At 50.8% G+C, this 15051-nt stretch carries 11 protein-coding genes and 1 pseudogene; 9 read left to right on the top strand and 3 right to left on the bottom strand.

Features of this window, described 5'->3' with window-relative positions; translation table 11 throughout:
* Positions 1–131 precede the first annotated feature (131 nt).
* Together ACF8PE_RS21280 and ACF8PE_RS21275 are read right to left on the bottom strand one after the other, a co-directional pair.
* Complete coding sequence (locus ACF8PE_RS21280) at positions 132–341, bottom strand: DUF1471 domain-containing protein (protein WP_077227333.1); 210 nt, start codon at positions 339–341, stop codon at positions 132–134.
* Between the two features lie 256 nt (positions 342–597).
* Complete coding sequence (locus ACF8PE_RS21275) at positions 598–2475, bottom strand: amidohydrolase (RefSeq protein ID WP_077227332.1); 1878 nt, start codon at positions 2473–2475, stop codon at positions 598–600.
* 322 nt (positions 2476–2797) lie between these two features.
* Between ACF8PE_RS21275 and ACF8PE_RS21270 the strand changes: the two genes are divergently transcribed.
* From ACF8PE_RS21270 to ACF8PE_RS21250, 5 genes are read left to right on the top strand one after another with little or no spacing between them, the layout of a single operon-like run.
* Positions 2798–3490 carry a hydrolase gene (locus ACF8PE_RS21270; RefSeq protein ID WP_077227331.1) on the top strand — a complete coding sequence of 231 codons (693 nt, stop codon included), beginning with the start codon at positions 2798–2800 and terminating at the stop codon, positions 3488–3490.
* Between the two features lie 53 nt (positions 3491–3543).
* On the top strand, positions 3544–3795 hold the full coding sequence (locus ACF8PE_RS21265) for a DUF1427 family protein (protein WP_077227330.1): 252 nt from the start codon (positions 3544–3546) through the stop codon (positions 3793–3795).
* A gap of 2 nt (positions 3796–3797) precedes the next feature.
* Positions 3798–4052, top strand: coding sequence for a DUF1427 family protein (locus tag ACF8PE_RS21260; RefSeq protein ID WP_200142987.1), 255 nt, complete (start codon positions 3798–3800; stop codon positions 4050–4052).
* 44 nt (positions 4053–4096) lie between these two features.
* Entirely contained in the window at positions 4097–4480 is a 384-nt protein-coding gene (locus ACF8PE_RS21255) for a response regulator (RefSeq protein WP_117385653.1), read from the top strand.
* Positions 4480–10044, top strand: coding sequence for an AAA family ATPase (locus ACF8PE_RS21250; RefSeq protein WP_392495245.1), 5565 nt, complete (start codon positions 4480–4482; stop codon positions 10042–10044). The genes ACF8PE_RS21255 and ACF8PE_RS21250 overlap by 1 nt, the downstream gene beginning before the upstream one ends.
* A gap of 82 nt (positions 10045–10126) precedes the next feature.
* On the opposite strand, the gene ACF8PE_RS21245 is transcribed toward ACF8PE_RS21250, so the two are convergent.
* Entirely contained in the window at positions 10127–10741 is a 615-nt protein-coding gene (locus tag ACF8PE_RS21245; protein WP_077227326.1) for a response regulator transcription factor, read from the bottom strand.
* Between the two features lie 915 nt (positions 10742–11656).
* Between ACF8PE_RS21245 and ACF8PE_RS21240 the strand changes: the two are divergent.
* The 4 genes and pseudogenes from ACF8PE_RS21240 to ACF8PE_RS21225 all read left to right on the top strand — a co-directional run.
* Positions 11657–11800: pseudogene (locus ACF8PE_RS21240) on the top strand (hypothetical protein); the annotation flags it as partial.
* Between the two features lie 169 nt (positions 11801–11969).
* The gene (gene ompC, locus ACF8PE_RS21235) at positions 11970–13091 is read left to right on the top strand and encodes a porin OmpC (protein ID WP_262660032.1); all 1122 of its coding nucleotides are present in this window, start codon (positions 11970–11972) and stop codon (positions 13089–13091) included.
* A 214-nt stretch (positions 13092–13305) separates the two neighbouring features.
* Positions 13306–13881, top strand: a complete 576-nt coding sequence (locus tag ACF8PE_RS21230; RefSeq protein ID WP_262660033.1) for a helix-turn-helix domain-containing protein — start codon at positions 13306–13308, stop codon at positions 13879–13881.
* Between the two features lie 174 nt (positions 13882–14055).
* On the top strand, positions 14056–15030 hold the full coding sequence (locus ACF8PE_RS21225; RefSeq protein ID WP_175637264.1) for an alpha/beta hydrolase: 975 nt from the start codon (positions 14056–14058) through the stop codon (positions 15028–15030).
* Positions 15031–15051 lie beyond the last annotated feature (21 nt).

Raw genomic sequence — 15051 nt, 5'->3', positions numbered from 1 at the left:
TTGTCACGTTCACGGGTTGTGTAATGCCATGTTCTGCTGAACATGAGGTGAACGGAACAATCCACCGGGCTTAACTGACTGGCCTTACTGCCAGCGGTCAGCCCTATTCTGTATGAATTGTCCGCAACAGATCATTTAATCAGTCGGGCAGTCATGTGTACCTGGTTACCGGCATAGGCCTGGGTAATGGTGTACTCTGCGCCAGCCATTTTTGCCTGATGAGCAATTTTAGCTTCCGCAGCGTCGAGAGTAGACGCTGATGCAGTCACTGTCTGCGCATAGCTGGTGGAAGAAATCAGGGCGAAAAGCGCTACTGCAACAAAAGTTTTGATGGTGTTCATGGTCATTCCCTCAGAGTGTATTTTAAGTTAATTCAGGTTTTGTCTTGATGGAATGAATAGTAATGATGTTCAGGCGGTGAGAAAATCCCATAATCTTGCTTAAACAAATCAAAATATTTGAAGTAATTTAGTTGTGCGATATTTACCCTGAATGTGCGCTGACGTTTCGATGAGTTGATGAATCAGCAGGTAAGGCGCAGGACGAACCGCCCCGCACTTATGCGGGGCGGCTGAGAGGATAAAACCCGTCGTGGGTTTAGAATGCGAAGCAGCTGCAGCCGAGCGCGCCCCAGAAGGCGTTCTCCTCGGAAACCGGCAGGTTGGCACCGCGAGCAATGTCGTGCGAGTGGCTATGTACCCCGCACGGGCCGCTGCACTGATGAGGCATCTGCTGCATGCCTACACGCGTTGCCGCCGTTGGCGGGGCGCTGCGGTAGTGACCCGGCACTTTCACCACCGGCGACCATTCTGGCAGAACCGGAATGGCAGGTGGCGCATCGCTACTGAACGAACCGGCTGCATAAACGATTTTTCCGCCCACGATCGTCAGTACCGACTCAATGCCCTTAATTTCCTCTTCAGGAACGCTGAAGAAGTCTTTACTCAGCACGGCCATATCCGCCAGCTGGCCGACTTTGATCTGGCCTTTTTTCCCCTGTTCGCTGGAGAACCAGGCGCTCCCCTGTGTCCATAGCATGAGCGCGGTATCGCGATCCAGACGCGCGTTAACATCATACATCTGCATCCCACCTACGGTGCGCCCTGAGACCAGCCAGTACAGCGCAGTCCAGGGGTTATAGCTGGCCACGCGCGTTGCGTCTGTACCCAGACCGACAGGTACACCCGTTTCCAGCATGCGCGCGACAGGCGGGGTGTGACGAGTGGCCTCAATACCATAACGTTCAGCAAAATATTCGCCCTGGAAGGCCATACGGTGCTGCACCGCAATACCGCCGCCCAGTTCCTTAATACGATCGATATTGCGCTGGGTGATGGTTTCAGCGTGATCGAAGAACCACTGCAAGCCATCAAACGGAATGTCGCGGTTGACCTTCTCAAAGACATCCAGCATACGGCTGATCGATTCGTCATAAGTGGCGTGCAGACGGAATGGCCAGCGGTATTCCACAAGGTGACGAACCACGCGCTCGAGTTCGTCTTCCATTCCTGGCGCCAGATCTGGCCGGGGTTCGAGGAAATCTTCAAAATCGGCAGCGGAAAAGACCAGCATTTCGCCTGCACCATTATGACGGAAGTAATCGCTGCCCTGACCCGGAACCAGCATATCGGTCCATTTTTCGAAATCTTCCAGCTCGTGTCCCGGGCGTTGAGTAAAGAGGTTATAGGCAATACGAACGGTCATCTGGTTTTTCTGATGCAGTTCCGCGATCACCTCATAGTCTTCCGGGTAGTTCTGGAAGCCGCCGCCGGCATCAATAGCGCTGGTCAGGCCCAGACGATTCAGCTCGCGCATGAATTGACGTGTGGAGTTGATCTGTTGCTCCAGCGGCAGTTTTGGGCCTTTTGCCAGTGTCGCGTAGAGGATCATGGCATTCGGGCGGGCAATCAACATACCCGTTGGGTTGCCGTTGGCATCACGCTGGATTTCGCCACCCGGCGGGTTAGGCGTGTCTTTGGTGTAGCCGACGACTTTCAATGCGGCGCGGTTCAGCAGCGCGCGATCGTACAGGTGAAGAACAAACACCGGCGTATCAGGCGCCGCTTCGTTGATCTCATCCAGGGTTGGCATACGGCGTTCCGCAAACTGGAACTCATTCCAGCCCCCCACCACACGTACCCACTGCGGATTTGGGGTACGAAGCGCCTGCTCTTTCAGCATGCGTAAAGCATCTGCTACCGAAGGAACACCTTCCCAGCGTAATTCGAGGTTGTAGTTCAGCCCTCCGCGGATGAGGTGCAGGTGAGAGTCGTTCAGTCCCGGAACGGCAGTGTGGCCTTTCAAATCAATGACTTTTGTGCCATCGCAGTGGTGTTCCATCACCTCTGACTGGCTGCCGACTTCAAGGAATTTCCCGTCGCGAATTGCTACCGCTGTGGCAACCGGGTTTTCGCGATCGACAGTATGAAACCGTCCATTAATAAGAATGATATCGGCTTTACCGAGGGTAACCATAAGATCTCCTGGATTGGGTTGTCCGAAGCGGTAACACGTTCCGCGGACTGAGAATTGCCTGCCTGACAGGCAGAGGCTGGGGTAGCGGGATTATGGTAAGGAAGGCTGGAAAACGTCCAGTTATACAAAGGGATAGGTATACAAACGTATAGTATACCTAAAGATAATAGTCCGAAAAATAAAAGCTTCCTACACTGAGCCTCAGACAGTCACCAACCGTTATAGCGATGTAAACAGGGACGCTTAATGGCCAACAGGAATGATGTCAATCACACCGTTATAACCGCGGAATTTCGTAACTTTTATCTCAATGGACACCATTATGAGCAACAGCAAACTTGAAGTATTAACGCCGCAGAACTGCCAGATCATCTTCATCGACCAGCAGCCGCAGATGGCCTTCGGTGTACAGTCAATTGACCGTCAGGTTCTGAAAAACAACGTTGTTGCCCTGGCTAAAGCAGCGAAAGTTTTCAACATCCCAACGGTACTGACCACCGTTGAGACCCAGAGCTTCTCGGGTAACACCTTCCCGGAACTGCTGGACGTCTTCCCGGGCCAGGACATCCTGGAACGTACCTCCATGAACTCCTGGGATGACCAGAAAGTGCGTGATGCCCTGAAAGCTAACGGCAAGAAAAAAGTGGTTGTGTCTGGTCTGTGGACCGAAGTATGTAACAACACCTTTGCCCTGTGCGCGATGCTGGAAGGCGACTACGAGATCTACATGGTGGCTGACGCATCCGGCGGCACGACCAAAGAAGCGCATGACTATGCCATGCAGCGCATGATCCAGGCTGGCGTGATCCCGGTAACCTGGCAGCAGGTGATGCTGGAGTGGCAGCGTGACTGGGCTCACCGCGACACTTACGACGCCGTCATGAACATTGCGAAAGAGCATTCCGGTGCTTATGGCATTGGTGTTGACTATGCCTACACCATGGTTCACAAGGCACCTTCTCGTCAGAAGAGCGAGCACAAAACGCTGGCCCCGGTTCCGGCTCCGGTTCGTTAATCAGTGATACTGGCTGGCCCTCAATGGGCCAGCCGATACGTAAAGGAGGACCCATGAGTCCTTTATTGATTTCTCTGGGAGCAGGGGCATTAATCGGTGTGATGTATGCCTTGCTGAAGGTGCAGTCTCCGGCTCCGCCGGCAGTAGCGCTTGTTGGCCTGCTTGGCATGGTGATCGGCAGTGCGCTGGGTGGAAAACTTTTTCACAGCGATTCGACTGCCAGGGTACCCGCCAGCGAGCAAACACAGGTTGCTGAGGAAGTGCGGCCAACCCTCACCACACTCAGTGCTAAACAGGTGGGCTGACAATGTTGAAAACCTATTCTGTTTCGTTATCGGTAGGGATTCTGGCTGGGCTTGTTTATGCTGTCCTCGACGTGAATTCTCCGGCACCGCCGATCATTGCTCTGGTAGGGCTGTTAGGAATGCAGGTCGGGGAGCACGCTATCCCACTGATTAAAAAAATAATTAAACGCGATCCGGTTAATTTCCACTGGTTCCGCCATGAGTATCACCATAAAATCGGGGACACCCCGCCGCCCTCCGGTGACAAAACCTCCTGAGTCAGCGCCATATATAAGTAAGTGAATTCTTTAAGGAAAACAGCATGCAGCTGTCGCAGCGCATTGTCGTCGTCGATGATGAACGTTCTGTCCGCAATGGTCTAACCAACCTTCTCCAGTCTGAAGGCTATCAGACCGAAGCCTTCGAGTCGGCGGAATCTCTTCTTTGTGATGAAGCAGCGATGGCCAATGCCGCGCTTTTTATCATTGATGTGCAATTGAAAGGCATGAATGGTTTTGAGCTTTTCATCAATCTTACCCGGCTGCTTGAAAAACCGCCGGGTATTATCATTTCCGGTAACGGAGATGAGGGCATGTTGCAGCAGGCCCTCGATCTGGGCGCACTTGCGTTTCTGCCTAAGCCGATCGAAATTGATACATTATTTGAATACATTCGTCATGAGTTCTCCTCGAAGGCCACACCTTAATGAGTACGAATCCGGAAGTGTTAAATACCGTAGAAAACGATCAGATCGTCCTGTCAGAGGAGATCAGCTTCAACCTGCTGGCTCAGGAAGGCAATATCGACTGGTTTTTGTGTCAACATGCCACGACGGGGGAAACCTTTGTCCTGGCGACGGCAGGAAATGAAGAGTCGGTATTTCATGTCACGCGGTTGCTCAAAAATGAATATGGCCTTCGCGCAAAATTATCTGAGAGCTGGGCACTGCAACCCCAACGATTTACCCTTTATCAGGGGCGTTATGCTCTGGTATATAACCCTTTCAATTACAATACTCTGGCCGACAGGTTGTGCATGCCCCCCGACACTGTTCGGGAGTTTCTTAGCTGTGCAGCCAAACTCTGCGCAACCCTGAGCATGATGCATCAGCATGGGCTGATCCATGGTGACATAAAGCCCGCCAATTTTTTTTTCACCGATGAGGGTGAGGTTCGCCTGGGGGGTTTTGGGCTTTCATCGATACAGAACGATCTGCTTCAGCAGTCCAGCATCCCGGTTTCGGGAGGGACGCTGGCTTATATGTCTCCGGAACATACCTACAGATCTTCCCATCCGGTCGATAAGATCAGCGATCTCTATAGCCTTGGCATTGTGCTTTATGAATTACTGACCGGAAGATTACCGTATGGCAACGCTGAAGGAGGCCATGCTGAATGGGTCCATCATCATATTGCCTCCGAAGCCTTGCCCCCCCATATGATCCGCCAGGATGTGCCGCTTGTTTTATCTTCGATTATCCTGCGATTGCTGGCCAAATCACCGGAGTACCGCTATCAGACCGTCGAGGGTGTGCTGGCCGATCTTCGTCGGTGTGCTTCAACATTAAGGCCCGACGGGATCATTGAGCCATTCGCCCTCGGGCTTCAGGATTTGCAGCCTTCCACCTTCGCCCCCGCAATCCTCTTTACGGAACATCCCCAGGCAAAGGAGATCCTTTCGGCTTTTGAGGAGGTCAGCAAAAGCGGCAAACACAGTCTGGTCGCGATAAGTGGCGTACCGGGTTCGGGTAAGTCTTCGCTTATTGCGTCGTCGTTGAAACTGCTTCGTAATCAGAACGCGTTGATGACAGTGGTGAAAGCGGATCAGCATTCTCCTGTTTTACCTTATGCCGTCTTTACTGCCGCATTCAGAACGCTGACTCTGCATGTTCTGGGCCTTCCTACTGAAGAGATGACGTGCTGGAAAACGCACATTACCTGTCTGCTGGGTAAATATGTCGGGCTGGCAGTGAACCTGGTTCCTGAGCTTGGGATACTGCTAAAACAGAGGGCAGCGGTGCAGACGCACGCGCATTCCGTAGATGCGCGCGATCGTCTCAATCTGGTGGCATGTAGCCTGGTAAAAGCGTTTACGGCACCGGGCCGTCCACTGGTGATGCTGATTGATGATGTCCACTGGGCCGATCAGGCCACACTGCTTCTGCTGCAAAATCTGCTCACGTTAAGCGAAGATATTCCGCTATTGCTGGTGATGACCTACAGGGACAGTGTCTCCTTACCTTGCCCGACAATCGCAGCCAATTTGAACTGTATTCGCGCCCGTGCCGCACGTATTACGGACATTACGCCTGCACCGCTTTCAGAAAAAAATATTGCCGACTGGCTTGCCGGACTCTTCCACAGCCGTCATCAGGAAATGGCAGAACTGGCAGCGATCATTCATGAAAAAACTGATGGTAATCCACTCGCGACCCATGAATTTTTCAGACAGGCTGTGCGCGAGGGTTTAATCACGCACAACGCTCCCTTTAAATGGACATATGATTCGCAGGCGCTCAAAAACTGCCACTATACGGAAAATGTGGCCGCCAGTGTTTTACACCATTTATCTGCCTTGCCGCCTGCAACCCGGGTTCTTTTGGGCAAATTAGCCTCTCTCGGCAGTGCCGGTGAACTGGCTGTCACAGGCAAAATTATCAACGCATCTGTAAAAGATATTGAAACGACGCTTTTGCCTGCCGTTACGGCCAGACTGGTCTCGCTGAATGCATCAGGATATGCGTTTTTGCACGACAGCATGCACGAGGCGGCGCTGAGTCTTCTGGACGACGAAGAAAAAGATGGATTCCATTACGCGGCACTTCACTATTACATGCGCGAATCCAGTCTTGATATCTCGAACGCGCTCCTTTTCCGGGCCGCCCATCACTTGCTCTCCGTGAAAAATCCGTCACTTCTGACGCCCAATGCCCGCGAGTTATGCCAGCTGATGGTGAACGCGGCCAGGCGAGCAAAAATGACAGGCGACTACGTTTCGGCACTGCGTTATTTGAAGGTGACCCGTTTAATCAATAGCAGTGCAGGAAATGAAGAGAGCGTCGAGTTTTTGCTGGAGGAAGCTGAGTGCGAATTTCTTAACGGTAATTTACCGGCCGCGCTGACGTTATGTCACACCATCCAGTCTCTTCCCGGTGAGATAACCGATAAAGCTGAGACCGCTTGTTTAATCGCAGAAATTCATATGCGCCAGTCGGACAGTCCGCTCGCACTGGAAACGGCTCTGGCCTGGCTTGCGGTATTTGGCATCCACCTGAACCGTAATCCGAGCCAGCAGGAGTGTGATGAAGCAAGGGTTGTGCTTAAGGAGGACGTAGGTAAAAACCCTTATACCCGATTCCGTTCACTTCCGGTGGTCACCTGCAAGGACACGGCGGCAATCATGAATCTGCTGGCCAGCGCCAGCACTTTCGCGGCATTCACCAACCCGCGTCTGCACTTTATGCTCCTGTGTAAATTGCTTCATCTCAGCATGGCTCGCGGACTGAGCGGGGCATCCACCCTGGCGCTGTCGTGGTACGGCGTGGTATGCGGGGATCAATATGATGAATACAGCCGGGGCTTCGCCAGCACGCTGCTGGCCCGGGAGTTGGTGTATAAGCACGATTTTGTCAGCTTTAAAGCTCGCACGCTCCTGCCACTCGATCAGGTCAGTGTCTGGACGATGCCGCTAACCTATGCCATCGAGCGCGCGAAAGCAGCCTTTGACACAGGTGTTGAAACAGGCGACAGGACATCAGCTTGCCTGGCGCTCCGGCATATCATCATGAACTATCTAGCCCGGGGCGATCATCTTGAAGGCGTGTCCACTTCCATCGCGCGCGGTATACAGTTCGTACGTAAGGTGCAGTATCGCGACGTGGAGGTGATCCTGAGCATGCAGCAGGATTTTGTCCTGTTCCTGCGGAAAACCCGCGGCGCGACGTTCTCAGGGGATCATTTCCTGCCACCGGTACTTGAGGTTGTTAAGCCTGAGAACGCGGTAGAGCCAATGTACCTGATGCAATTCTGGTCGCGTCTGTATAAAGGGATGGCCCACTTCTTTGCTAATGAATATGGTGCCGCCAATCGGTGGTTCAGAGATGCCGGGTTCTATACCCGTCTCATCCCCGGGCATGTGCATATGCTTGATTTCCATTTATATAGCGCGCTTTCACTCACCGTACCGCTTCAGGCCGGCAGCATGGATGAAGCGTTGCGTCAGCAGCTGAATATCCATCTTGATCGCATCGTGACCTGGTCCAGTGAAAACACGAAAACGTTCAGCGATAAAGAGGCGTTGCTACGGGCTGAACTGCTTCGTCTGGAGGGCGAGACCGCACAGGCCGCAGAGTATTTTGAAAAAGCGATGACGTTATCCCGTGAAGGTCAGTTCCATCATATCAACGGACTGGCATGTGAGCTGGCTGCACGCATGGCCAGCACCAGAAACATGCCCTTTGCCGCGGAAGGCTACCTTAAAGGCGCCATTGCGGCCTGGGACCGCTGGGGAGCAGGGGCGAAAGTGCATCAACTGGAAACACAGTATCCGGCACTTGTCAGCCATCACTCTCAGACAGCACTGAGTACCGTCTCCTTTGAGCAAAGCGCCGTCATCAGCGATTTACAAAGCATGGTGACTGTCATGCGCGCCCTTACAGAGGAAATTAATCTGGATCGGCTGATCCATATCCTGATGATGATGCTGGTCGAACGCGCTGGCGCACAACACTGCATGCTGATCCGTTTAATTGATGGCACCATCCCTGAGATTCAGGCGAGGGCATCGACGACGATTGATGGCGTAAAAGTGAAAATTGTCCGGGAAATTCCAACGGCCAGCGATCTTCCCCTTTCCGTTCTCTCCGCGGTCATCAGGACGGGACAGGAGATTCGCACCGGTAAGCCTGAGACATTCAGTCCCTTTAGCCAGGACAACTATCTGGTTGCATCCGGGGCCGCTGTGATGTGCGTCCCGATGTTCAGGCAGGCGCAGATGGTTGGCGTGCTTTATCTTGAGAACAGGTTAATGCCTGATGTCTTTACCGCCGATCACTCCAGGATTGTGTCCATGTTAGGCGCCCAGGCGGCGGTCTCACTGGAAACGGCCCGCCTGTATGCCGAACTGGTTGATGAAAACAACCAGCGGAAAAAAATCGAAAAGCAACTCAGGGCAAGCCAGACATCACTTATTCTGGGTGAAAAAATCAGTAATACCGGAACCTGGCACTGGCATGTTGAGCCAGATATTCAGTACATCACGGACGAATATAAGCGCATTATGGGTCTTCCGGCAGATCAAGCCACCACTTCCATGGCTGAATTTCAGAGCCGTGTACACCCGGATGATATTCACTCTCTTCGTGAGTTGATCGAAACGAGTGTACGCCATGGCGTTGTGATGCAGGCCGAGTTTCGTATCATTCGCGATGATGGTGAATGCCGTTATATAAAAGGCATTGGCGAACCGAATGAGAACTGGCCAGACGTTGCGGAATACTTCGGTACGCTTACCGATATTACCGCGCAGCGTCAGGCTGAGGATGCCGTCAGGATCGCGCAGGTGGAGCTTGCCCGCGTTGCGCGTGCTACTACCGTTGGGCAGCTGACCTCTTCCATCGCACATGAAATAAACCAGCCGCTGATGTCGATTGTGGCGAATGCGGGTGCAAGTCAGCGTTGGTTGAAACGCGAGCCTGCGCATCTGGAGCATGCGGTAAACAGTCTCGATGAGATCATAAGGGAAGGGCGTCGCGCCGGGGAAATCATACGGGGTCTGCAAGCCCTGACCCGTAACCAGGCGTCCGAACTCGCTCCGGCGAGTCTCCATGTGATCACCAGGGACATCATAGGCTTATCGCGTCTTGAACTGGAGCGTCGCGCCGTTGCCCTGGAACTCGATCTCGCTGCGCAGGGTGATGCCATCATGTGTCAAAGTGTGCAAATCCAGCAGGTCATGCTCAACCTCGCCATTAACGCGATCGAAGCGATGGGGAACAATAAAGGGTCACGGACGTTAAAAATCTCGTCCTGGAATCCATCAGAGGATGTGATTCGCATTGAAGTGGCTGACAGTGGTACGGGGCTATCTGACGAGGTTATCGATAAAATCTTTAATTCCTTCTATACCACCAAACCTGAAGGTATGGGAATGGGATTGACCATCAGTCATGCCATCATCAAGCGGCATGGTGGAATATTAAGTGCAGAGAATCGTCCAGAAGGAGGAAGCCTGTTCTGGTTTACGCTTCCATTGATAACCCAGTCTGATTAAATAAGGTCAATACGCCCACAGCAGGGTGGGGGAGGCCGATTAACTGCTCTGGCTGGAAAGAATTTCTCGCCAGTCAGGGCAGTTAATTATCATGAAGAATGCCAAGTTTTTCAGCGGCTCTTATCAGCTCAGGTACTGACCGTACAACCATTTTGTCCAGAACGCGTCTTTTATGGACTTTGGCTGTGATTTCACTGATTTCCATTTCTGAAGCAATCTGCTTATTCAGCAATCCACGGAGGATATGCTGCATCAGCTCTTTTTCTCGTGGTGTCAGAGAGTGATACCGCGTAGTCAGCAGCAATTTTTCCTGGGACAACACGGCACTTTTTTCTGCCAGCGCCAGCGCGTCTGCAACACTGTTTATCAGCTCATCCGGGAGAACGGGCTTGGTGAGAAATTCAAACGCCCCCGCTTTCATTGCTTTTACAGACACGGGAATGGTGCCATGTCCTGTCAGGAAAATCGTCGGGATGGAATAGCCACGCTCGTTGAGCACCGTTGAAACATCAAATCCATCGAAACCCGGCATGTTCAGGTCAACAATGAGACAGCTGGACGCATCATAGTCCTGTAAGTTCAGGAATTCTGAAGGCGATGTAAAGGCTTCAATAAGATAGTCTTCTGAGCGAAGAAGATTTTGCAGTGCAGCAATGACGGATTGATCGTCATCCACGATATAAACTTTTTTCATCATATTAACTCATTATGACTCTGGCGAGTGCTGTTATATGCAGGTTACTCAATATATCCTTTTAATAACGCTTTTCAAATAAAGTTTCGTATGAAATGCGTGAGAAAAGTATCACTGCGTGCCTTATAACGGTAATGCAATGATACAGCAGCAATTATGCGTATGAATGTTATACAATCAGGTTATTCCTAATAATAAGACCATGCTCTTTTTATGGAAATATCGACGAGAGAATGATCGGTCTCATTATATATAGCAGGGTTTTATTTATGATGCGTTAACAACGATCAGCCATAAAGTTTTGCGCACGTTTTTCACAGCCAAATAATAGAGGACGCCATAACTTAAATTTTATCGCTTGCTATCGGATGTCATGTTTTCGAAACTAAAAAAACTGATGCTATTTTATTCCGATTATCGATCAAAGGTAAAAAGGGCAAGGGTAACGTAAAGCGATTTTCAATTATCTCTTAGTATAACTATCCCCCAGTATAACTATCCCTTTGTATACTACAGCTTTTGTTCGGTATCCTTGATAATCCTTTCCAGACGTAGGCGTTCATTTCTGACCCCGAACTTACACGGCGCTTAAACTTTTACACTGGAAAAAGATATGGCACAGACGACCTCTGACCAACAGTTTGCGATGGCGAATAATAAAATCATATCTAACGTGATTAAAGATATTCTTCCATGGATCGAAGAAAATCTGTATGACGAATCTTTCAGGGTGAAGGCTGTCAGCCACCGAAGCGGATATAGCCGTTGGCATTTCCAGAGGGTTTTTCGTGAACAAACTGGTTATAACCTGGCGACGTATATGAGAGTAAGACGTATAGCAAGGGCGGCACATTCTATTGCGTTCACCGACAAAGATTTGAAAGACTCGCCTGTGAGAATGGATTTACCAGTCAGCAAAACTTCAGCCGGACATTCAAGAAATACTTCAACCAAACACCGTCTCGCTTCCGAAAAGCATGCTCCGGGCAAGAAGATATTTTTTACAGGATCTCTGGAAAAATATGCCATGACTATGAGGGTGTGTTTTTTTTGAGAGATTGAGCCTGAAGGTCCCGCATTCCGGTAATGAGAATCGGAAGGCGGGAATCCCGAAGAAATAAAAACAACCCGGTATCGATGCAGTAACGGCACAGCTAATTTATTAAAAACAACGCCCCGCAGAATGCCGAAAAATTTTTCAAGCAAGTATTCACCAATTTAAGGGAAAGAGATGAGATTTCGTTATGTGGCACTGGCCGTGCCCTTCGTCATGCTGGCTGGAGAAGCGTCAGCAGCGGAGATTTATAACCAGAATGGCAACAGACTCGACTTATACGGTCTTGTTTCAGGATTGCATTACATGACGGATGACAAAAGCCAGGATGGCGATCAATCCTATATGCGTATCGGTTTCAAAGGCCAGACACAAATATCAGATAGGCTGACAGGATATGGTCAGTGGCAGAGTCAGTTTAATGCCAGTCAGTCAGAAGGTGAAAATGATTCCATTTTTACTCGCCTCGCTTTTGCAGGTGTGAAAGTGGGAGAGTTTGGGTCATTTGATTATGGACGCAACGTCGGCGTTTTATACGATGCGCTAAGTCAGACGGATATGCAGCCTGAATTTGACGCACAAACCTATAACACCGATCAGTTTATGTTCCGTAGGGGTAATAGTCTGGCGACTTACCGAAATACGGACTTCTTTGGACTGGTCGACGATCTTAACTTCGCGCTTCAGTACCAGGCTAAAAATGATGGTGGCGGCGAGCCAGGGGCACGGGATGTGTTACGTCAGAATGGTGACGGTTATGGCATGTCCCTTTCCTATGCTTTTGGCAATGGTATAAAAGCTGTCGGTGCGTTTACCCACTCCGACAGGACAAATGAACAAAATAATGCATCGGGTATTATGGGGCGCGGAGACCACGCTGAGGCCTATTCTGCCTCTCTTAAATATGATGCCAATAATGTCTATCTCGGGGTGATGTTCACCCAGGCCTACAACTCATCACGCTTTGGTTCCCGCGCCAGCTCCGACGTCTATGGCTTCGCAAATGAGTCACACATTTTTGAAGCTTTTGCCCAGTACACCTTCGATTCTGGCTGGGTCCCTTTCATTGCCTACAACCAGTTACGTGCCAAAGACCTTGGACGAGCCGGAGAGGGTACCGTCTATGGAAAGCAGGATTTAGTTAAGTTTGTTGATTTTGGAACAACCTTCAACTTCAACCGCAATATGCTGGCCTATGTGGATTACAAAATTAACAGGGTCGAAAAAAATACCTTCACCAAAGCAGCAGGGATATCGACAGATGACATTGTGGCATTAGGCCTGGTGTATCAATTCTGATACCCGACCTAATAACTTTTATGAGCCGTCAATGAAAAAGGCTCTTAATTTTTTTGTTCCTGTTGGCCGCCTGCATCGTCATTCACGTCATGCAGCAAGGGCTAAAAGGCTGCCTGAATGAATCCCTGAAAGATGACGATGAAATATTGCCTTCTCTCAGAGCCATAAATTAGCGCTGCATTATTCGTAGCCCTATTTTAGTAAGGAGTAAAACATGTTGCGGACTGCATATCATCCTGTTCAGGCAAGAGCACCCTTTGTTCCCGCTGTAAACATGGCTCGCCTGCCTCACATGAGGGTGAGGGAGAGTGGTAAGCAGGTCACGCTGCATTTGCATATTCCCCTTAACAGAGACGGCGAGAAAGCGATTGAGCTACGCAATACAACGTCTTACCGGCCAGGTGTGCGTAGCGAAAAGATGTTTGCCGTTATTCAGGAGATGGTGGTCTGGATTGAAAACCACCTTGGCTCACCCCTTAGTGTGCAGGACATCTCCCGCAAGAGTGGGTATTCAGTATGGCATCTGCAACGTACCTTTAACCAGTTAACGGGGTTCAGCGTTTATGAGTTTGTCCGTACCCGAAGAGTGATTAATGTTGTTTATGCCTTAATTCGGGAGGATAAACCTTTGCTGGATGTCGCACTGGAAAATGGCTTCAATTGCCAGGTCTCATTTACACGCACCATCAGGCAACTCACGGGATATACGCCGGGATATATCAGACGCAATTTCATTCTGAATAATAAGTGCTTAATCAGCATCCTTGAATCATTAATGACGCGAAAATAATCGGCTGTGTCATGAACTATTACGTCATCGCCGCGCAACCCGCCTGCGGTGACGAGAAATGAAATTTTTACTGCATGAAAAAACGCCCGTTGATGGGTGATGACTGAACGACAATTACAGGGGATATTTGTGAACGTTAAACGTAAAGCCTTGGCGGTACTTCTTGCTGCTCAGATGAGCGCAGCATTTGCGGGTACTATGGAGAATGCACCGTTACCGACCAAAGGTGTGGAGGCGTTTCTACAGGCGTTGAATAGCGTAGGCGGAAAACCGATAGAGCAGCTGTCTGTACCCGAAGCACGTAACGTGCTTATTGGCGCTCAGGCTGGGGTAAAATTACCCCCTGCCAGCGTCTCTGAAAAGACCATTACTGTTCTCGGAAAACCGCTCACGTTGACCATTGTTAAGCCGGAGAATGCGACCGGAACGCTGCCGGTGTTTATGTTTTTCCACGGCGGCGGCTGGGTACTGGGTGACTTCCAGACCCATGAACGTCTGGTCCGTGATCTCGTCAACGGCTCCGGGGCGGCAGCAGTATTTGTAAATTACACCCCGTCACCAGAAGCGCATTTCCCGGTGGCCATCACCCAGGCCTATGAGGCAACGAAGTGGGTTGCCCAAAACGGAGCAGAAATTGGCGTGGACGGTAAACGTCTGGCACTGGTCGGTAACAGCGTTGGCGGCAATATGGTTGCTTCTGTCGCCCTGCAGGCCGAGCGTAACCATACCCCTGACGTCCGCTACAACGTGATGCTGTGGCCGGTAACGGATGCACACTTTTCTAATGCGTCTTACAACCAGTTTGCGGAAAATCATTTCCTTACTAAAAACATGATGAAGTGGTTCTGGGACAATTACACAACTTCCGAGCAGGATCGCGCGAACAGCCTGGCTTCACCTCTGCGCGCCAGCGCAGCAGAACTGAAAGGATTGCCGCCGACGCTTATTCAGACCGCAGAGCTGGATGTCCTCCGTGATGAAGGCGAAGCGTTTGGCCGTAAGCTCGATGCCGCTGGCGTGCCGGTAACCGTGACCCGCTATAACGGCATGATCCATGACTACGGCCTTCTTAATGCCCTGAGCCAGGAGCCGACCGTGCGGACGGCTTTACAACAGGCTTCATCGGAGCTTAAAACGCATCTGCAATAACTCTCTGACTATTACCTTCCA

This window comes from Leclercia sp. GLN_9 (genome assembly GCF_043105735.1).
GTDB lineage: Bacteria > Pseudomonadota > Gammaproteobacteria > Enterobacterales > Enterobacteriaceae > Enterobacter > Enterobacter adecarboxylatus.
The sequence above is the reverse complement of the archived record's forward strand: the minus strand, read 5'-3'. Positions and strand labels throughout refer to the sequence as shown.

Excerpts from the sequence above, each read along its gene's own strand:
- ACF8PE_RS21280 (WP_077227333.1), bottom strand. The coding sequence starts at position 341 with ATGAACACCATCAAAACTTTTGTTGCAGTAGCGCTTTTCGCCCTGATT.
- ACF8PE_RS21275 (WP_077227332.1), bottom strand. The coding sequence starts at position 2,475 with ATGGTTACCCTCGGTAAAGCCGATATCATTCTTATTAATGGACGGTTT.
- ACF8PE_RS21270 (WP_077227331.1), top strand. The coding sequence starts at position 2,798 with ATGAGCAACAGCAAACTTGAAGTATTAACGCCGCAGAACTGCCAGATC.
- ACF8PE_RS21265 (WP_077227330.1), top strand. The coding sequence starts at position 3,544 with ATGAGTCCTTTATTGATTTCTCTGGGAGCAGGGGCATTAATCGGTGTG.
- ACF8PE_RS21260 (WP_200142987.1), top strand. The coding sequence starts at position 3,798 with ATGTTGAAAACCTATTCTGTTTCGTTATCGGTAGGGATTCTGGCTGGG.
- ACF8PE_RS21255 (WP_117385653.1), top strand. The coding sequence starts at position 4,097 with ATGCAGCTGTCGCAGCGCATTGTCGTCGTCGATGATGAACGTTCTGTC.
- ACF8PE_RS21250 (WP_392495245.1), top strand. The coding sequence starts at position 4,480 with ATGAGTACGAATCCGGAAGTGTTAAATACCGTAGAAAACGATCAGATC.
- ACF8PE_RS21245 (WP_077227326.1), bottom strand. The coding sequence starts at position 10,741 with ATGATGAAAAAAGTTTATATCGTGGATGACGATCAATCCGTCATTGCT.
- ompC (WP_262660032.1), top strand. The coding sequence starts at position 11,970 with ATGAGATTTCGTTATGTGGCACTGGCCGTGCCCTTCGTCATGCTGGCT.
- ACF8PE_RS21230 (WP_262660033.1), top strand. The coding sequence starts at position 13,306 with ATGTTGCGGACTGCATATCATCCTGTTCAGGCAAGAGCACCCTTTGTT.
- ACF8PE_RS21225 (WP_175637264.1), top strand. The coding sequence starts at position 14,056 with ATGAGCGCAGCATTTGCGGGTACTATGGAGAATGCACCGTTACCGACC.